The following is an 18653-nucleotide window of genomic DNA, read 5'->3' as shown; positions in this document are numbered from 1 at the left end:
AATCACCGTAAGCCTGCCCCCGGCCTCAGCACAGGGTGATCCCGGCGATCCGCTCGGCGTCGGCCAGATAGCCCAGGTCGTGGCCCTCGGCCAGGTGCTGGCTGAAGGCCGGGTGACCCGCCGCGGCCTGCTCCCTGATCAGCCCGGCCAGCCAGCGCAGGAAGATCACCACCCGGCCGGGCAGCAGCTCCGGCTCGGCAAGCTCACGCCCGTAGGCCGTGCAGAACAGGTCCGCCCGGTGCGCGAAGTCCGGCAGCGGGCTGAACCGGTAGGCCGAGTAGGCGATGTCCCACCAGCGCGGACCCGGCCGGGCCGTGTCGAAGTCGATCACGCCGACCGCGTCCTGCCCGGCGAAGGCCAGGTTGTACGGCGCGAAGTCCCCGTGCACGATCACCTCGGCCGGGTCCAGCGCCGGGAACTGCCAGCCGGTGTGCGGCAGCCGGTCCACCAGGGTCGCGCTCGCGTCGTGGAACCGCCGCAGCAACCGGGCCGCCGAGATCACCGCCGCCTCGCCGCGCGGGTCGTCGCCGACCTCGCCCGGCACGAAGCTGAGCACCTCCCGGCCCTGCTCGTCGAAGCCCAGCGGCTCCGGCGCCTCGGTGAACCCGGCGGTGCGCAGACCACGCAGCAGTTCGTGCACGGCGGGTGTCCACCCGCTGGCGGTGCGTCGAACCGTGTCCCCGGCCCGCGCGACCTGCGTCACGCCCGCGCCCAGCTGCTGCTCCTGCTCCACCCCCGGACGTTAACCGGGCCCGTGCGGCTGGGAGAATCGATTTCCCCGATCCCGGTCCTGACCTGGAGGTTCGCCACGGTGGCCAGTAACACCGACCGCCCCGTGCTCGTCGTCGACTTCGGCGCGCAGTACGCCCAGCTGATCGCCCGCCGAGTGCGCGAGACCCAGGTGTACTCCGAGGTCGTGCCCTCCACCGAATCGGTGGACGAGCTGATCAAGCGCAACCCGGCCGCCATCGTGCTCTCCGGCGGCCCGTCCAGCGTGTACGAGGACGGCGCCCCGCAGGTCGACCCGAAGCTGTTCGAGGCAGGCATCCCGGTGTTCGGCATCTGCTACGGCTTCCAGGCCATGGCGGTCGCCCTCGGCGGGGCCACCGAGCACACCGGCACCAGGGAGTACGGCCGCACCGAGCTGGCCATCGCCGAGGACGGCGGGGTGCTGCACGAGGACCTGCCCGGCCACCACCCGGTGTGGATGAGCCACGGCGACTGCGTGACCAAGGCCCCCGAGGGCTTCACCGTCACCGCCACCAGCTCCGGCGCGCCGGTCGCGGCGTTCGAGAACGTCGAGCGGCGCTTCGCCGGGGTCCAGTACCACCCCGAGGTCATGCACTCCCCGCACGGCCAGGAGGTGCTGCGCCGCTTCCTGCACGAGATCGCGGGTGTGCGGCCGCAGTGGACCACCTCCTCGATCGTGGACGAGCAGGTCGCGCTGATCCGCGCCCAGGTCGGCGACGGCAAGGCCATCTGCGGCCTCTCCGGCGGGGTCGACTCCGCGGTGGCAGCCGCGCTGGTGAACCGGGCCATCGGCGACCGGCTGACCTGCGTCTTCGTCGACCACGGCCTGCTGCGCGCGGGTGAGCGGGGCCAGGTCGAGCGGGACTACGTGGCCGCCACCGGCGTCCGCCTGGTCACCGTGGACGCGCGCGAGCGTTTCCTCACCGCGCTGGCCGGGGTCACCGACCCCGAGGAGAAGCGCAAGATCATCGGCCGCGAGTTCATCCGGGTCTTCGAGCAGGCCGCGAGCGATCTGCAGACCGAGGCAGGCCAGTCCGGCGAGCACTACGACTTCCTGGTCCAGGGCACCCTGTACCCGGATGTGGTGGAGTCCGGCGGCGGCACCGGCGCGGCCAACATCAAGAGCCACCACAACGTCGGCGGCCTGCCGGAGGACCTCCAGTTCAAGCTGGTCGAGCCGCTGCGCGCGCTGTTCAAGGACGAGGTGCGCCGGGTCGGCCTGGAGCTGGGCCTGCCGGAGGTCATCGTGCACCGCCAGCCCTTCCCCGGACCGGGCCTTGGCATCCGGATCATCGGCGAGGTCACCGCGGCCCGCCTGGACCTCCTGCGCGCGGCCGATGCCATCGCCCGCGAGGAGCTGACCGCGGCCGGCCTGGACCGCACCATCTGGCAGTGCCCGGTGGTGCTGCTGGCCGACGTGCGCTCGGTGGGTGTGCAGGGCGACGGCCGCACCTACGGCCACCCGGTGGTGCTGCGCCCGGTCTCCAGCGAGGACGCGATGACCGCGGACTGGACCCGGCTGCCCTACGACGTGCTGGAGCGCATCTCCACCCGGATCACCAACGAGGTCAACGACGTCAACCGGGTCGTCCTGGACGTCACCAGCAAGCCCCCGGGCACCATCGAGTGGGAATGACCGCCCCATAACGGCCAACACCCCGTCCCACAACGGCCAACACTCCGGCAGCAGCCAAAACCGCCCGGAGTGTTGGCCGTTCTTGTACGGGGTGTTGGCCGTTGTGGGACGGGTCAGGCGGAAGCGCGGCGGATCAGCTCGGTCGGGAGGATCTCCCGGCCGGGCGGGACGTCCTCCCCGGCGACCAGCCGGAGCAGGATCTGCACCATCCGGCGCATCTGCTCGCCGGGGTGCTGCCGGATGGTGGTCAGCGGCGGATCGGCCAGCGGGGCCACCGCGGGCTGGTCGTCGAAGCCGATCACCGCGATCTCCTCGGGCACCCGGCGGCCCGCCGCGCGCAGCACCCGCAGCGCGCCGTCGGCCATCAGGTCGTTCGCCGCGAACACCCCGTCCAGCTCGGGCACCCTGGCCAGCAGTTCCCGCATGGCCTGCTCGCCACCCTGCCGGGTGAACTCCCCGCAGGCGCTCAGCCGCGCGACCCGGTCCTGATCCGCGCTCATCGCCTGCTGCCAGCCGGCCAGCCGGTCCAGCGCGGCCTTCTCATCCGACGGGCCGGTGATGGTCACCACGGTCCGGCGGCCCAGGCCGAGCAGGTGCTCGGTGGCCATCCGGGCGCCGCCCACGTTGTCGTTGTCCACCAGGTGCAGGCCGTCCTCCGGCAGCCACAGCTTGCCGCCGAAGACCACCGGGATGGGCAGGTTGGCCACCGCCTCCGGCAGCGGGTCCCGCTTGTGCGGGGCCAGCAGCAGCGCGCCGTCCACGTGCCCGCCGCCGAGGAAGCGCAGCACCCTGGCGTGCGTGGTCTCGTCCTGGGTCAGCATCAGCACCATCTGGGTGTCCATGGTGGACAGCTCCTCGGTGGCGGTGCGCACCACGGTGGCGAAGTGCGGGTCGTCGAAGACCTTGTTCTCCTTCTCCGACAACACCAGCGCGATGGCCTCGGTGCGCCGGGTGACCAGCGTCCTGGCCGCCTTGTTCGGCACGTAGCCGAGCTGGCGCACCGCCTCCTGCACCGACTCGCGCGCCTCCGGGCTCACCCTGGGCGAGTCGTTGATCACCCGGGACACGGTCGCGCGGGACACACCCGCCACCGCGGCCACGTCCTCCAGGGTGGGGCGGCCGATTCCGTGCAGGGCTGGCGGCGTCTTCACCCCGCTATTAATACAGAGAAGGATCGAAAAAGCCGAATGCGCCGCTCCGGTGGGAAGAAACCACCTGGGCGACGCAATCGGGTCAAACGTGAATTCAGTATCGATTTGATTTCCGGGAGGTCTCCTACCTGCGTGGACGCAGGGAGTTCCCGAGCAGTGCCAGTCCGATGAACAACGCGATGGCGGCGATCGCCCAGCGCACGTCCACGACCTGCCAGATGACCCCGTCGGTGAGCGCGTAGGCGGCGACACCGAGGCCGCACAGCCCGAACAACACCATGAACAGGCTTGCCTTCGGCTTGCGTTCGGTCTGCTGATCAGCCGACACGGTGCACCTCCACGCTTCCCGGTCCCTGTACTTCCGCGCGCAGCCGCAACTTGCCGCCGCCGGGGCCGTCGGCCCCGTTGTCGTCCAACTTGACCTCGCCGCCGCCGTCACGCTCGTTGCCAAGGCACTGGACCGAGCCGATCGCGGACTTGCAGAAGAGGTCGAGGTCCACGTCCTTGGGCACGACCACGTGGATCGTCCCGGCGCCCACCACGATGCTGGTGCTCGCGTTGACCTTGGGGTCGTTCAGGTCCAGCGCGCTCAGGTCCAGGTCGATCGAGCCCGCGCCGAGCCGGTAGTTCGGCTCCAGCTGGCTGGCCGAGGTGACCCGGAAGCTCCGCTCGCCGACGCTCTGCGTCCAGTACTGCGAGGCGGTCAGCCCGATCGCCACGATGGCCACCGGGAAGCCCAGCACCACCAGCAGCCTGCCGCCGCCGCGGAAGGCCCCGACCAGGGTGCCGATGGCCAGCACCGCGACCACCATGCCGACCACGTGCGGCGCGGTGAACCAGGGCACCAGCCCGGCCAGGATGCCGGACACGCTGCCCACGATGAAGGCCAGCGCCAGCGTCACCGAGGTGACCCTGGTCTTGCGCTTGGGTTCCGGCTCGGCCTCCACCTCGGTGGTGCGGCGCGGCTCCGGCAGGTCCCAGGCGAACGGCGCGGCGCCCAGCGGGTCCCACTGCGGCGGGGTGCCGGTGGCCGGGTAGGTCACCGGCGGGAAGCTCGGCGCGGGCAGCTGCTCGCGGCGGGCCTGCGCCTCCGGGGTCTCCGGCGTGCTGACCGACTGGGTGAACTGGGGCGCCCCGGCCGGGTGCTCGGTGGTCACCGGCGCGTCCGCGGCCTGGGTGCTCGTCTCGGCCACCGGCTCGACCCGGCTGGTCACCTGCTCCTGCTGGATGCCCAGGTCGACGGTGTGCGTGGTCTCCGTGGCAGCCGGAGTCTCCGGAGCCTCGGGCGCCGGGGTCCGCAGGTCCATGGTCGGCTGGTCCGGCGCGACCGGGGGCACGGGGTACGTCGTCGTCTCCGGCGCGGGGAAGGGTGGCATCGGCATCGGTGGCGGCACGTAGCCCGTCACCGGTGGCGGTGGCGGCGCCGGCATCTTGCCGCGACTGCGGTGCAGCAGGTAGGCCAGTCCGACCACCATGACCAGCGCGAAGATGCCGCCGATGAAGGTGGTGGCCGCCCAGCCGAAGGCGGGCAGCATGCCGAAGAGCAACAGCAGTGTCAGCACCTTGGGCGTGGCGCTGTGGCCCCGCCCGAGCAGCGACTCCAGCGGGGAGACCCGGTCCTCCGGACCAGGCAGCAACAGCCACCCGGCCAGGTAGACGATCAACCCGATGCCGCCGTACACCGCCGTCACCACGAGTCCGACCCGGATCACGACCGGATCGATCGCATAGCGATTGCCGATCGCGGCGGCCACCCCGGCGATCTTGCGATCGTCCTTGGGCCGCCGTGGCCGCGACGACCACAGGTCGCGCAGCGTCTCCTCGACGCGCATGTTTCCGTCCGTCCCGCTCACGATGAACAGCTTCGGTGATCCGGCCGCTCCGCCACATCAGGGAAGCCCCCCGACCTCACCCCGAGGCCGGGACTCCGGGTTCCGCCCCGATGCGGGCTCCGCTGCCCGCGTGTGACCATGCCATGGTGAACTCCCAGGCCACGTCGGGCAGCACCGACCGCAGCGGCGTGGGCCAGCCGCCCGTGATCACGGGCGAGGCCACCATGGTCCTCCCGCTGCGCATGTACCGCCGCCGCAACGGCCGCATCCTCGCCGGGGTCGCCGGCGGCCTCGCCGAGCACCTCGGCGTCAACGTGCTGTGGGTGCGGGTCGCCTTCACCGTGCTGGTCGCCTTCGCCGGCGCGGGCGTGCTCGCCTACGGCCTGCTGTGGCTGCTGGTGCCGCAGCGGATGGCAGGCGCCGAACCACAGACCGACACCCCGGTGCAGCGCCAGCAGGCCATCGGCGTGATCGCCATCGGCCTGGCCATGGCGCTCGCGCTGAGCATGTGGAGTGGCGCGGTCAGCGGCTGGGTGGTCGGCCCGCTTGGCGTGGCACTGGCAGGCGCCGCCCTGGTGTGGCGGGAGGCCGACGAGGCGCAGAAACGGCGCTGGCGGGACTCGGCCAAGTCCGGGATGCTCGGCCAGGGCGGCCGGATGGCCGTGCTCCGGATGGGCGCCGGCGTGCTGTTCGCCGCCACCGGCATCGTGTTCTTCCTGGTCGGCAGCGTGGACCTGAACCAGGCCCAGCTGGCCGTGCTGGCCGTGATCACCACCCTGCTCGGCGTCGGCGTGCTCACCGTGCCCTGGTGGCTGCGCCTGGTCCGGGACCTGAACGAGGAGCGCCGGGCGCGCATCCGCACCGAGGAACGCGCCGAGATCGCCGCCCACCTGCACGACTCGGTGCTGCAGACCCTCGCCCTGATCCTCAAGCAGTCGGACAACCCGCGCGAGGTCAGCCGCCTGGCCCGCGGCCAGGAACGCCAGCTGCGGAACTGGCTCTACGGTCCGGCTGGCTACGGCCGCGGCGCGGCCACCCCCGAGACCGAGGAACCCGCGCACGGCGTGGCCGGGGAGAGCGTGGCCGACGCGGTGGCCATCGCCTGCGGCCAGGTCGAGGACACCTTCGCCATCCGGGTGCAGCAGGTCGTGGTCGGCGACTGCCCGCTGGACGACCGGATGGCCGCGCTGGTGCAGGCCGCCCGCGAGGCCGCGGTCAACGCGGCCAAGCACGCCGGGGTCAGCGAGGTCAGCGTGTACGCCGAGGTCGAGCCCGAGGTGGTCTACGTCTTCGTGCGTGACAGGGGCGCCGGATTCGACCCGGAGGCGGTGCCTGCCGACCGGCACGGGCTCGCCGACTCGATTCACGGCAGGATGGAGCGCAACGGCGGGAAGGTGCGCGTGCGCACCGCGCCCGGTGAGGGCACCGAGATCCAGCTCGAGATGCCCAGGGCGAGCAAGGAGGCACGGACGTGAGCGAAGAGGTCGAGAACACCGGGACACCGGCGGAGGCCAAGGGGCCGGTCAGGGTCTTCCTGGTCGACGACCACGCGCTCTTCCGCGCGGGCGTGCGCGCCGAGCTGGAGGCGCACGCCGAGGTCGAGGTGGTCGGCGAGGCAGGCTCGGTCGGCGAGGCGGTCGCCGGCATCGGGCACTTCCGCCCGGACGTGGTGCTGCTGGACGTGCACATGCCCGACGGCGGCGGCAACGAGGTGCTGCGCCGCGCCCGCAAGGCCTTCCCGGACGTGGTCTTCCTCGCGCTCAGCGTCTCCGACGCGGCCGAGGACGTCATCGCGGTGATCCGCAACGGCGCCCGCGGCTACGTCACCAAGACCATCTCCGGCCGCGAACTCGTGGACGCGGTCTGCCGGGTGCGCGAGGGCGACGCGGTCTTCTCCCCGCGCCTGGCCGGCTTCGTGCTGGACGCCTTCGCCGACCGGCCGGGCGCCGCGCCGATCCGCGATCCCGAGCTGGACCTGCTCACCCCGCGCGAGCGCGATGTGCTGCGCCTGCTGGCCAGGGGTTACGCGTACAAGGAGATCGCCTCGGAGCTGTTCATCTCGATCAAGACGGTGGAGACGCACGTGTCCAGCGTGCTGCGCAAGACCCAGCTCTCCAACCGCTACGAGCTGTCCCGCTGGGCCTCCGACCGCCGCCTGGTGTGAGTGACGCGGCCCGGCGTCGAGCGCCGGGCCGCCCCGCTCACTTCCCGGCGGTGGCCGCCGCGGGCACCGGCAGTGGTTCCGGTGCGACAGCGGCCACCTTCGGCTGGCGCCGGGCCAGCATGACCCCGGCGAGCACCACGGCCATGCCCAGCACCACCCGAAGTCCGATCTCCTCCTGCAGCACCACCGCACCCAGCAGCACCGACACCAGCGGCATCAGGTAGGCCACCGTGGTCGCGCTGGTCGGGCCCTCATCGGCGATCAGCCGGTAGAAGAAGATGAACGCGATCCCGGTGCCCAGCACGCCGAGCACGGTCACCGCACCCACCGAGGCGAAGCTCAGGTGCACCGGCTGCAGCCCGGCGAAGGGCACCGCCAGCGCGATCAGCGCGGTGGCCGAGATCATCTGCGCGGCCGAGACCACCACCGGCGGCAGGCCCTCACCGGCCAGGAACCTGGCCATGTACAGCGCGCCGATGCCGTAGCTCACCGCGGCCGCGGTGATCGCCAGCGCGCCGCCGAGTTCCGAGGTCGCGCCCTGCCACGGGGCGAAGATCACCAGCGTGCCGGCGAACCCGATCGCCAGCCCGATCGCCCTGACCAGGCTGATCCGCCGTTCCTGGCCGACCACCAGGCCGAGCAGCACTGTCCACAGCGGCACGGTGGCGTTGAGCACGCCCGCCATGCCCGAGTCCACGGTCAGCTCGCCGATGCCGAACAGGGTGAACGGCAGCACGTTGCTGAAGAAGGCGGCCACCACCAGGTGACCCCACAGTCGACCACCGCGCGGCAGCCGGAGCCGCTGCACCCGCACCACCGCGAGCAGCACCAGCGCCCCCAGCCCCACCCGGATCAGCACGATCTGCACCGGGGAGAACCCGGTCAGCGCGAACTTGATCCAGAGGAAGCTGGAGCCCCAGAACAGCGCCAGCAGGCCCAACCGCACCAGATTGCCCTTGGATGTCACGTCAGCAACGGTGCGCTCCGCAACCTGTCAGCACAAGTGAATACTTCTACACGACCCTTTAGCGAATCTGTACAGTCGGGGCATGCTCGACGTGCGCCGGATGCGAGTCCTCCGAGCCGTGGTGACCAGCGGTTCGGTCACCGCCGCGGCCACCAACCTGGGCTACACGCCCTCGGCGATCAGCCAGCAGATCACCGCGCTGGAACGCGAGGCAGGCCTGCCGCTGCTGGAGAAGTCCGGCCGCGGCGTGCGCCCCACCGCGGCGGGCAGGCTGCTCGCCGACCACGCCGGGGTGATCACCGCCCAGCTGGCCGAGGCCGAGCGCTCCCTCGCCGACCTGCGCGAGGGCCGCACCGGACGGCTCGGCGTCAGCTTCTTCGCCACCGCCGGCGCCGCCCTGGTCCCGCCGGCGGTCGCCGCCTTCCGCCGGGAACACCCCACGGTCCGGCTCGACCTGACCCTCAAGGACCCGGAGAGCCCCCTCGACGAGGTGATCGCAGGCCGCTCCGACCTGGCCGTGGTGGTGGTCTTCGACGACGAGCCGGTGGTGCCGGGCATCCAGCTCACCCACCTCTTCGACGACCCCTACCGGCTGGTCCTGCCCAAGGGCCACCGGCTGGCCGCGAAACGGGTCATCGACCTGGCCGACCTGGGCAGCGAACCGCTGGTGGACAGCATGGCCACCAGCGGACCCTGCCGGAAGGCGGTGCTGGAGGCCTGCGCCAGCGCCGGGTTCAGCCCCTGCTTCGTGGTCGAGTCCGACGACTTCCCCACCGCCCAGGGCTTCGCCGCGGCCGGCCTCGGCCTGACCCTGGTGCCCAAACTGGGCCTGGGCGCGGTGCACCCCGGCGTGCTGGTGCGCAAGGTCCGCAACCCGGAGCCGGTGCGCCGGATCTACGCCGCGGTGCGCACCGCCGACGCGGGCCGGCCGGTGCTGCGCGCGCTGCTCGGCGCGCTCCAGGCGGCCGCGCGAACGGCCGCCCGCTAGTTGTTGCCGCCGCCGGTGCGCTGGTCGCCGTTGATCTGCGCCGCGCCGGTGTCCGCGTTGGGGACCATGGTGAGCACCCGGGTCTCGGAGGACTCGTTCTGCTCGCCGTTCTTCTTGGTGTAGGTCAGCTGCACCCGCACCTTGTCCTTGCCCTGCGCGGTGACATCGCCGACCTCGACGTCCTTGATCTCGTCCCAGAACTTCTTGTACGAGGCGAACGGCGTCTTCTGCTGCATGGCAGGGCCCAGCCGCTGCCATGCGGCCTCGGCCCGGTCCGGCAGCAGCGCGTAGTACTTCTTGACCTCCGAGACCATGTCCTCCGGCGCCAGCGTCGGCGCGGCCGAGGTGGTCGTGGTGCTGGTCGTGGTACTGCTGGAGGAGGTGGCCTCGGCGGTGGTCTTCTTCGGCGTGGTCTTCTTCGTCGGCGCGGCGGCGGTCGTGGGCACCAGCACGTCCGAGGTCTGCGGACCCGCGTTGCCGGTGTTGTTGTTGAACGCGTAGTTCGCGATCAGCACGCCGACCAGCGCCGCGACCACCACGGCCGCGGCGGCCAGCAGGATCGTCTTGCGCCGCGAGCGCTCCGGCGGCGGGGGCGGCGCGTTCTTGACCGAGCCGCCTGGACCCCCTGGCCCGATCGGGCCGATCGGGCGGCCGCCGGTGTTGGTGGCCGGGTGCGGGCGCGGCGGCGGGGTGGGCGGACCCACCCTGGTCATCGGCGCGTCCGAGAGCGGTCGCGCGTCCAGCCGGGTCATCGGCGGCTGGTTCTGGATCTGCGGGCCGGAACCCTGATGCAGCCGCGGCGACTGCAACGCCTGCGGGTGCGACTGCAGGGCGGGCGGCATCGACTGGGTCGGCGCGGACGGCCCGTTGGGCAGCTGGGTGGTCGGCGTCACCACGGTGGCCCAGCCGCCCGGAGGCGTGCTGAGCGCGCTCTGCCGCCCCGCGGCCACCGCGGAGAGGGCTTCGCTCGCCTGCGTCATGTTGGGGCGGTCGTTCGGCTGCGGCCGGAGCAGGTGCATCAGCACCGGCGTCAGCGGACCGGCCATCTGCGGCGGCCGGACCACACCGGCGGCCACCGAGTGCAGCAGCGCCAGGGTGTTCTCGTTCAGCCCGAACGGCGGCTCGCCCTCGACCACCGCGTACAGCGTGGAGCCCAGCGAGAACACATCCGATGGCGCGCCCGGCTCGTAGCCCTTGGCCACCTCGGGCGCCAGGTAGGCCGGGGTGCCCGCGAGCATGCCGGTCCTGGTCACCGTGACATCGCCCTGAGCACGGGAGATGCCGAAGTCGGTGATCTTCACCGTGCCGTCGTCGCCGATCAGGATGTTGCCGGGCTTGACGTCCCGGTGCACGATCCCGGCCTGGTGCGCCGCCCACAGCGCCAGCGCGACCTGCGCGCCGATCCTGGCGACCTCACGCGGCGGCAGCGGACCCTCGTCGCTGACCACCGCGGCCAGGCTGCGTGAGGGCAGGTACTCCATCACCAGCCACGGCGCGCCGTCGTCCTCGGCCACGTCGAAGACGCCGATCGCGTTGGGGTGCTGCAACCGGGCCGCGATCCGGCCCTCGCGCATCGCCCGCTGCTTGGCCTCTTCCGCCTCGGAGTGCTCCAGGTTGGGCTGGAGCAGCAGCTGCTTGACCGCCACGACCCGCTGGAGACGTTCGTCCTTGGCCTGCCAGACGACACCCATCGCACCGGCGCCGATCCGCCTGGTGAGTCGGTAGCGCCCGGAGACCAGGCGGCCTTCGTCGCTCACAGCTCCTCCGTCCTGCGCACCGGCAGGATCGGGGCGTGCCAGCGGCGCTCGTCAGCCCGGGTCCCGGTGTCGGTCACGCCACCTAGGTTAGGGGTATCACCCGGACGGGTTGACTTGCGGCTGGTCAACTCGGGTGCCGCCGCTACTGGAGGTAATGCCATCAGTGCTGGTCAACGGCCTTTGCTGGACAGAACCTTGGCGTTGGTGATTTTCCGCTGGACCTTGTCCACGGTCATCCGCTGCTCGACCCGCAGGGTGCGGCCGTCCTTCCAGCGGTAGTCCACGGTCACCACGGCCGCGTCCACGCCGTCGGCCCTGGACTCGGCGACGGTGGCCGATTCGACCCCGGCCCAGTCGGCCTTGAACTCCTCGACGCCGCCGGAGCGCATCTCCGGGCCGAGCATCGCGAATGCCTGCTCGGGCTGGTCGGGCGCCTTGCCCAGCAGACCGAGGATCGGGTCCAGGATCGGGTCCAGGATGCCGCCGCTCTTGCTGCTGGTGGGCGCGGCCGAGGTGGGCTTCGGCGCGCTGGAGGTGGGCTTGCCCGCGCTGGTGGCCGGGACGCCGGTCTGGCTGGTCTGGCCGCCGGTGGGCGCGGGGTCGGTGCTGCCGCCGCCGGTGTTGCCACCCTGCTGGCCGCCACCGTTGCCGGTGCCGCCGTTGCCGCCCTGCTGACCGCCGCCGGTCCCGGCGCCGCCCTGCTGGCCGCCCTGGCCACCCTGACCGCCGGTGCCACCGTTGCCGCCATTGGAGCCCTGGCCGCCGGGCTGGTCGCCACCGGTGCCGCCGCCTGGCTGCTCGCCGCCGCCCTCCTGGCCGGTCTGCGCGTTGATCGCGTTCGGCGAGAGCGCCTTGCCGCCGACGATGCCGGAGAGGTTCTGCTGCGCCGCGGCTGGCGTCTTGGGGCCGTCCTCGCCCGCGGCGTAGGTGATGCCCAGCGCCACCGTGCCGCACAGCACCGCGACACCCGCGGCCGCGCCGAGCACCCGCAGCGCCGTCCTCGGGCGGCGTTCCGCCTTGGGCGTCTGGCCCTCCCTGCGGAGCAGGTCGGTCACCAGGATCTGGGATTCGGTATCCCGTGAACTGCCCTTGCGCACCGCTGTCACCTTCCGGCCGGGGAGCTTCTCAACGGGGTTGAGATACCGGACTTGAGGTGTTGTGTGCCACCAATTCGGGTGAACTTATGCGCAATCTTCGGCCTAATGGCCTAACCGCGCTGGGCTGAAAGCAGCTCCGCGCCGGTGATCCGCATGGGCACCGAGTTCGCCAGTCGGAGCAGTTGCTCGACGTGCAGCCAGCTCCCGTCGGCCTGCTGGAACCGGACCACCGCGAGCACCGAGCCGTCCGGCCGGGTCTCGGTCTCCTTCAGCTCCAGCTGGCGCAGCTCGGTCCAGGACCGGATGAACGCGGCCAGGTCGCCGAGCAGGTTCGGGGTCAGCAGTCCGGCCGCGGTCTCCGGCTGCTTCTGGCCGAGCCGCTGGTAGAACTCCCTGACCACGCCGACCGGGGTGTTGAGCCCTTGGGCAGGCGGCTGGGTGGTCGCGGTGCGCTGGGCCACCGGCGTGGTGGTCACCACCGGTTTGCCCGGCCGCACGGCCAGCGGCGAGCTGGTCGCCTCGGCCACCAGCACCCCGGCCACCGGGGCCGGGCTCCGCTCGGCCGGGGAGCGCTGCGAGGTGCGCGAGCTGACGAGTTCGGCGGTGAGCAGGTCGGGCCGCAGCACCATGGCGCCGGTCAGCTCGGTCGCCCGCTGCACCGGGGCCGGACTGGCCTGCGGGCTGGTCCAGTTGTTCGAGGTGATCGCCGAGGCGGCGGTGACCGCGCCGGTGAGCACGATGGCGCCGATGAGCATGCCGATCAGCCGGGTCGAGCGCTTGGTGCGCTCTACCGGCTGCGGCGGGGCGACCGTCACGGTCGTCTCCTCGCCGAGCAGCTCGTCGACGAATTCCTCGGTCTCGACTACCTCGCGTGGCGGGATCCGGACCGGGCAGGGCTGCTGCCTGATCAGATCCGCCACGGTGACTGATCCGGCACGGTGGTGCCGACGACCAGTCGTCGAACGCTCCACGGTGGTGGCCTCCGTACGTTCTGTGGTCGTCAGGACTCGTACCGTCACATCGGCAGCGGGAGCCAGCGACTGGCCACAGTTCACCCGTTCGAGTCGACAAGCGGTCGAAAAAAGCCAGTCGAACGGATGAATGGTCACTGCGTGCATTGAGTCCGGCTGAGGTCCGGGCTCACCGTTCGGCGGCGGACACCAGCCGTTCGCCGTTGACCAATGGCACCTCGGCCACGGTGAACACAAGCTCGCGTTGCTGGGTGCTCAGCGAGCCGTCCTTGGCCTGCACCTCCACCACCGAGGTGGTCACCCCGCGGCCCGGATCGACCTGGATGGTCTTGACCTCGACCCGCTGGAGGTTGTCGAAACGCTGCTGGAAGGCGGGGAATCCGCTGTCCTTGATCGCCGGTCCGGTCAGCGCCTCGAACGCGCGCTGCGGGTCCTCCGGCAGTGCGGCGAAGAAGGCCATGGTCTGCCCGGCCAGCTTGTCCACCGGGACCAGCGGCACGGCCCGGTCGTTGGTCACCGTGGTCACCGGCGGCTGCGAGACGCTGCTGCCCGGCTTGCTCTCGCCCCCGGTGAGCCGCACCGGCCCGGACGGCGTGCCGGAGGTGCGCGGCGACTTGGGCGCGGCGCTGGGCGTGCGGCTGCCCGCGCGGGCGCCGCCGCTACTGGTCGGCTTCGGCGTGCCGGACCGGCTGCCATCGGGCAGCACCATGTCACTGGGATACCCGGGCAGCGCGTCGAGGCGGTCGTCCCCGCCCGGACTGACCAGCGCGGTGGCCGCGGCGACCAGCACCAGCAGCACGGTGGCCGAGGACAGCCCGGCGAACCAGGCCGCCCGCTTCCAGGTGCGCGGCGGGGTGACCGAGGCCGGGACCATGCCGAGGTCGAACTTGCGCAGACCGGGCGGCGCGGTGTCGGCCACCGGGTCCACCAGGGGTGGCGGCTCCGGCCGCGACACCTCCGGCGTCCAGGACAGTGCGTTGGCTTCCGGGCGGTGCCGGCCGTGGCGTGGCCGGTACCGCTCGGGGGGCCCCTGTCCGCTGTTCATCTCGCTGACCTCTTTCGCCCCAGCAGGGCGGTTTCCCGCCTATGCCGTGTTGACCACCTGGAACGTCTCGGCGAGCCTGCCCTCGGGCAGACCGGCGTAGTTCGCCTGGTTGGCGAACTCGCCGCGGAGCTGCTCCTCGAGCCCCGCCATTCCTCCGGTCTGTGACTGATGCGCGCGCAGGGCCGCCAGCTTGAGCGGCATCAGGTCGGTGATGTCGACGGCGTGGTTGCGTCGTTGCCGGGGCCCGTCGGCCAGCCACAGCTCGCGCACCGTCCAGGGCTGGAGCCCTTCCTGGGTGAGCAGCTCGGGATAGGCGTGCGGGTTGCGGGCGTCCGGGTAGACCGCGGCCAGGGTGGCCTCGCCCGCGGCGCGGTGGTCCGGGTGCGAGGTGACGATGTGGTCCCAGTTGATCTCCGGCGACCAGGTGAGCACCCGGTCCGGCCGGAAGGTGCGGATCACCCTGGTGATGTCGCGGCGCAGCGCGAGTCCCGGCACGACCCGGCCGTCGGGGTGCCGCAGGAAGTACAGGTTGGTCACGCCGACGATCTCGGCGGCCGCGCGTTGTTCCTGTTCGCGCAGGTCGGCGATTGCCGAGCGGGGGGTGGCCAGATCGCCGGTCGCCTCGCCGGAGGTGCACAGGCAGTAGGCGACGTCGACGCCCGCCTTGATCCAGGCGGCCACCGTCCCGGCGGCGCCGAAGTCGACGTCGTCTGGGTGAGCTGCGACGACCAGGGCGCGGGTGATGTCGTGGTCGTCGAGAGCGGGTCCGTGAGCCATCTCACCCAGGGTAGGTGTCCCGCCATCTGGTTGCGCTCCGGGTCCCTCTAACTACCCGGAGTGATACCCGGACGGGTGTATTCCACCCGCCCGGGAGCAAGATCAGCTTGCCTTGCCATACCGCTCGTGAGTGGAGCGCAGCTCCTTGGCCGCGGTGGCCCCGGCTCCGGCGGCGACCACGACGGCCAGCACGTCGAAGATGAACCCGCCGTTGGTCATCAGTAGCGCCAGCACGGCGAGCACGACGGTGATCCCGACCTTGGGCATCCGCTCCTGCACGTAGTGCACAACGGGTTCGCCGCCCGCCCGCTTGGTGGCGGCGGACTTCAGCATGGCCAGGTAGCCGCCGTTCGCCAGCGCGGCGAGCAAGGCGACAAGCGCGACGAGAACAGCGATGAGATGCATAAACCCAGTGTGCGCCGGTAATGCGGCGGCGGCATCGGTGACATCCCTGAAATGCTCCCCCGGTGATCGACGTCTACTGGCACCCGGACTGCCTGGCGCACGACACCGGCACCGGCCTGTGGGAACTGCCCGGCAGCTGGGACTGGCTGGACGAGCCCGAACCACACCCGGAGAACGCGGCCCGCCTGCGCACCTTCCGGCACGCCCTCCGGCACGGCCCGGTCGCCGGAGCCCTGCGCTGGCACCAGGGCAGGCACGCCACCTCCGCCGAGCTGACCGCCGTGCACACCCCCGCCTACCTGGCCGACCTCCAGGCGGCCTGCGGCACCGGCGAACTGGTCGCGATCGAGGAGAACACCGTCGTCGGCCCCGGCTCCTGGGACGCGATCCGCGCCGCGGCGGGCACCGCCGTGGCCGCCACCGAGGCGGTCCTGTCCGGCCGGGCGAACACCGCCTACGCCCTGGTCCGCCCACCCGGCCACCACGCCCAGCCCACCCAGGCCGACGGCTACTGCCTGGTGAACAACGTGGCCGTGGCCGCCGCGCACGCGCTGGCCTGCGGCGTCGAGCGGGTGGCGATCCTGGACTGGGACGTGCACCACGGCAACGGCACCCAGGAGACCTTCTACAACGACCCCAGGGTGCTCACCGTCTCGGTGCACATGCGGCACGGCCGCTGGGGCCAGGCCCACCCGCAGACCGGCGCGCCCGAGGAGACCGGCGCCGGCCACAACGTCAACATCGAACTGTCCCTCGGCGCGGGCGACGCGGCCTATCAACGAGCCTTCACCGAGATCGCCGAACCCGTGCTCCGCCAGTTCCGCCCCACCCTGCTGCTGGGCGCCTCCGGCTTCGACGGCTCCACCTTCGACCCCAACGGCAGGCACAACCTGACCGCCGCCGGCTACCGCTGGATCGGCGGCCGCGTGGCGGCGCTGGCCGACGAACTGACCGGACACGGCCCGGTCCTCACCCAGGAGGGCGGCTACCTGCGCGGCTACGCGGCCCTGTGCCTGCACGCCCTGGTCGAGGGCCTGCTCGGCCACACCGAACCGCTACTGGCCGACCCACTCGCCTACCTGCCGGACGATTCGGCGCGAAACCCCGACCGCACCACAGCCGATCTGGACCTGGTGCGGTCGGCGCTGCGCGAACACTGGGACCTCTAACGCCCCGAGCGGCCGCGGCCCACCCGTTCACTTGTTGCGAAAAGGCGTGGCGCGCCAGCGACACGGCGAGCCGTTCACCAGCGGCGGGGTTGATTTTTCGCGTTGCCTTGTCGTGTGCCCGACGCATCCGAAGCTTGCTTCGCGTGCGGCGGGTGCACGACGAGGCGACTTAGAGCGAAAAATCCCGCGCGCGGAGCGCGCCAATGTCACCGCCCGAGACGGCCGCGGCCGAGGCGGAGCAGGATCATGGCCAGCTCCTTGCCCTCGGGGCCGAGTTCGCGGAAGCGCGCCAGCACCGCCATCTCCCGGCTGTACACGATCTTGGGCCCGCCCGCGGCCATCCGCGCGGCGCCGATGGTCTGGGAGACCTCGGTGCGACGCTGTATCAACCGCAGGATCTCCGCGTCGAGGTGGTCGATCTCCTCGCGCAGCGAACTGATGTCGCCGTCGGTGCTGGTGGGCTGTGAGTCGCTGTCGAGCGCGGCGTTCATGGTGATCCTCATCTGCTCGGGTGGTCTGACCCGGCTATCCCGGTCCCCGCAGCACAAAGCCCCGGGTCCAAGGACTCCGGGGCATCGGTCGTGGTTCGGCTGGCGTCAGCTGACCACGGGTGCCGGAGTCCGGTACCCGTAGAAAAAATAGAACGCGCGGTGAGCCACGTCGCCGATTCTGGCACGATCATCGGCCCGCGTCGACCCGTGTCCCGGATTCCGGGCAACCTGACGCCCCGGTTGTGCGTGAATGTGCTGGGTAGCTAGATCCACTCACTGGGAGGAACCCACATGCGCAAGCTCGCCCTCACCGCGATCGGCCTGACCGTGCTCGCCGTCACGGCGCCGGTCGCCAACGCCGCCCCCGCACTGCAGTGGGACATCGCGATGGCCAGCAACGTCACCGACATCCAGGCATACAACGGGGAGGCGTTCAACTTCGAGCTGACCGTGACCAACCTGGGCACGGAGTCCGGCAGCGTGGGCGCGGTGCACGCGCCCAGGGTCAAGGGCCTGAAGCTGACCGCCACCGGCGAGGGCTGGGACTGCGTGCCCGAGCCCTCGGAGCCCTGGTCGTTCTTCTGCATGAACCAGGTCAACCTGCAGCACGGGCAGAGCCTGCCCAAGATCACGGTGACCGGGGTGACGGACGGCTCCACCTCGCACACCTTCATCCCGGTGACGGCGGACGGCCACCGCCGCTCCGAGCAGAACCACACCAACAACGTGGTCAACATCCAGGTGACTAGCTACGACCACTGACCTCGACCGGCAGGGCCCGGTTGGCGGCCCTGGTGAGCAGGATCCCGGCCACGACCATGCCGGCGACACCCAGCGCCAGGGCCATCAACTGGCTGTCCATCGCCTGGCCGAGGCTGCTGGCGAACAACCCGAGCAGCGCCCACACACTCGACCAGCCGATCGAGCTGACCGCGGCGAGGAAGAAGAACCGGCGCGGCGGCACCCGCATCGCACCGGCCAGGATCGGCGCCAGGGTGTGCCCGACCGCGACGAACCGGACCGCGATCATCATGCTCGGGCCCGCCGCCTTGACCAGCGCCTCGGTCCTGGCCCACCGGTGCTCGCCCAGCTTGCGCCCGGCCCAGCTGTACCTGATCCGGCCGCCGGTGCCGCGGCCCAGCAGGTAGCCGCCGGTCTGGCCGAGCAGTGAGCCCAGACCGGCGGTGATGGCCACCAGCGGGAAGTACTCCGGCCCCAGTGTCACCGCGCCGGCGATGACCACCAGTTCGCCCGGCACCAGGGAACCGATCAGCAGGGTCGCCTCGACCACGCACAGCGCGGTGATGATGAGCAGAACCGTGAGCGGTCCCAGCCCAGCGAGGTCCGGCATCAGGTTCATGACATCCCTACTTACTAGGTCGATCGGACTAGTAGTGATGTTGTCGCTGAACCTGGTGAGAAGAATCGGGGAACGACCCTGGACCGTCCCTGA

19 protein-coding genes are annotated in these 18653 nt (G+C 71.7%); 6 read left to right on the top strand and 13 right to left on the bottom strand.

The genetic code is table 11. The annotated features are described in order from the left end of the window. Positions 1 to 25: 25 nt before the first annotated feature. Positions 26 to 733, bottom strand: coding sequence for a phosphotransferase (locus HNR67_RS01830; protein ID WP_185000275.1), 708 nt, complete (start codon positions 731 to 733; stop codon positions 26 to 28). A gap of 78 nt (positions 734 to 811) precedes the next feature. Here HNR67_RS01830 and guaA point away from each other — a divergent pair, with 78 nt between their 5' ends. Beyond that, a complete protein-coding gene (gene guaA / locus HNR67_RS01825) occupies positions 812 to 2386 on the top strand; it encodes a glutamine-hydrolyzing GMP synthase (protein WP_185000273.1) in 1575 nt (524 codons plus the stop codon). Between the two features lie 113 nt (positions 2387 to 2499). Here guaA and HNR67_RS01820 read toward each other — a convergent pair whose 3' ends face one another. From HNR67_RS01820 to HNR67_RS01810, 3 genes are all read right to left on the bottom strand, one after another. Continuing rightward, on the bottom strand, positions 2500 to 3537 hold the full coding sequence (locus HNR67_RS01820) for a LacI family DNA-binding transcriptional regulator (protein ID WP_312986203.1): 1038 nt from the start codon (positions 3535 to 3537) through the stop codon (positions 2500 to 2502). Between the two features lie 124 nt (positions 3538 to 3661). Then, positions 3662 to 3865: a hypothetical protein gene (locus HNR67_RS01815; RefSeq protein WP_185000271.1), complete on the bottom strand. Its 204-nt coding sequence runs from the start codon at positions 3863 to 3865 to the stop codon at positions 3662 to 3664. Continuing rightward, entirely contained in the window at positions 3855 to 5369 is a 1515-nt protein-coding gene (locus tag HNR67_RS01810) for a PspC domain-containing protein (RefSeq protein WP_185000269.1), read from the bottom strand. Before HNR67_RS01810 ends, HNR67_RS01815 begins: the two co-directional genes overlap by 11 nt. Positions 5370 to 5593: 224 nt before the next feature. Between HNR67_RS01810 and HNR67_RS01805 the strand changes: the two genes are divergently transcribed. Both HNR67_RS01805 and HNR67_RS01800 read left to right on the top strand, forming a co-directional pair. Then, positions 5594 to 6844, top strand: a complete 1251-nt coding sequence (locus HNR67_RS01805) for an ATP-binding protein (protein WP_246492791.1) — start codon at positions 5594 to 5596, stop codon at positions 6842 to 6844. After that, the gene (locus HNR67_RS01800) at positions 6841 to 7533 is read left to right on the top strand and encodes a response regulator (RefSeq protein ID WP_185000265.1); all 693 of its coding nucleotides are present in this window, start codon (positions 6841 to 6843) and stop codon (positions 7531 to 7533) included. Before HNR67_RS01805 ends, HNR67_RS01800 begins: the two co-directional genes overlap by 4 nt. Before the next feature lie 37 nt (positions 7534 to 7570). Here HNR67_RS01800 and HNR67_RS01795 read toward each other — a convergent pair whose 3' ends face one another. After that, complete coding sequence (locus HNR67_RS01795; protein WP_312986200.1) at positions 7571 to 8500, bottom strand: DMT family transporter; 930 nt, start codon at positions 8498 to 8500, stop codon at positions 7571 to 7573. A gap of 82 nt (positions 8501 to 8582) precedes the next feature. On the opposite strand from HNR67_RS01795, the gene HNR67_RS01790 reads away from it, so the two are divergent. Next, complete coding sequence (locus HNR67_RS01790) at positions 8583 to 9488, top strand: LysR family transcriptional regulator (protein ID WP_185000255.1); 906 nt, start codon at positions 8583 to 8585, stop codon at positions 9486 to 9488. On the opposite strand, the gene HNR67_RS01785 is transcribed toward HNR67_RS01790, so the two are convergent. The 6 genes from HNR67_RS01785 to HNR67_RS01760 all read right to left on the bottom strand — a co-directional run bounded on the left by HNR67_RS01785 (position 9485) and on the right by HNR67_RS01760 (position 15540). Next, complete coding sequence (locus HNR67_RS01785; protein WP_185000254.1) at positions 9485 to 11245, bottom strand: serine/threonine-protein kinase; 1761 nt, start codon at positions 11243 to 11245, stop codon at positions 9485 to 9487. The two genes, HNR67_RS01790 and HNR67_RS01785, sit on opposite strands and share 4 nt — an antisense overlap. Positions 11246 to 11415: 170 nt before the next feature. Then, positions 11416 to 12342 (bottom strand): hypothetical protein, encoded by a 927-nt coding sequence (locus HNR67_RS01780; protein ID WP_185000253.1) that lies wholly within the window; start codon positions 12340 to 12342, stop codon positions 11416 to 11418. Positions 12343 to 12452: 110 nt separating this feature from the next. Further along, positions 12453 to 13262, bottom strand: a complete 810-nt coding sequence (locus tag HNR67_RS01775) for a hypothetical protein (RefSeq protein WP_185000252.1) — start codon at positions 13260 to 13262, stop codon at positions 12453 to 12455. Positions 13263 to 13482: 220 nt separating this feature from the next. Next, a complete protein-coding gene (locus HNR67_RS01770; protein WP_185000251.1) occupies positions 13483 to 14358 on the bottom strand; it encodes a hypothetical protein in 876 nt (291 codons plus the stop codon). A gap of 39 nt (positions 14359 to 14397) precedes the next feature. Continuing rightward, a complete protein-coding gene (locus HNR67_RS01765) occupies positions 14398 to 15135 on the bottom strand; it encodes a PIG-L deacetylase family protein (RefSeq protein WP_185000250.1) in 738 nt (245 codons plus the stop codon). Positions 15136 to 15237: 102 nt separating this feature from the next. Next, entirely contained in the window at positions 15238 to 15540 is a 303-nt protein-coding gene (locus tag HNR67_RS01760; RefSeq protein WP_185000249.1) for a hypothetical protein, read from the bottom strand. Positions 15541 to 15602: 62 nt separating this feature from the next. Here HNR67_RS01760 and HNR67_RS01755 point away from each other — a divergent pair, with 62 nt between their 5' ends. Next, complete coding sequence (locus HNR67_RS01755) at positions 15603 to 16709, top strand: arginase family protein (RefSeq protein WP_312986197.1); 1107 nt, start codon at positions 15603 to 15605, stop codon at positions 16707 to 16709. Positions 16710 to 16915: 206 nt separating this feature from the next. Here the strand turns inward: HNR67_RS01755 and HNR67_RS01750 are convergent, their stop codons facing one another. Further along, complete coding sequence (locus HNR67_RS01750; RefSeq protein WP_185000248.1) at positions 16916 to 17212, bottom strand: chorismate mutase; 297 nt, start codon at positions 17210 to 17212, stop codon at positions 16916 to 16918. A 279-nt stretch (positions 17213 to 17491) separates the two neighbouring features. On the opposite strand from HNR67_RS01750, the gene HNR67_RS01745 reads away from it, so the two are divergent. Beyond that, positions 17492 to 17962, top strand: coding sequence for a hypothetical protein (locus HNR67_RS01745; RefSeq protein ID WP_185000247.1), 471 nt, complete (start codon positions 17492 to 17494; stop codon positions 17960 to 17962). Here HNR67_RS01745 and HNR67_RS01740 read toward each other — a convergent pair. After that, the gene (locus HNR67_RS01740) at positions 17946 to 18560 is read right to left on the bottom strand and encodes a DedA family protein (protein ID WP_185000246.1); all 615 of its coding nucleotides are present in this window, start codon (positions 18558 to 18560) and stop codon (positions 17946 to 17948) included. The genes HNR67_RS01745 and HNR67_RS01740 overlap by 17 nt on opposite strands. Positions 18561 to 18653 lie beyond the last annotated feature (93 nt).

The organism is Crossiella cryophila (genome assembly GCF_014204915.1).
GTDB classification, from domain to species: Bacteria; Actinomycetota; Actinomycetes; order Mycobacteriales; family Pseudonocardiaceae; genus Crossiella; species Crossiella cryophila.
The sequence above is the reverse complement of the archived record's forward strand: the minus strand, read 5'-3'. Positions and strand labels throughout refer to the sequence as shown.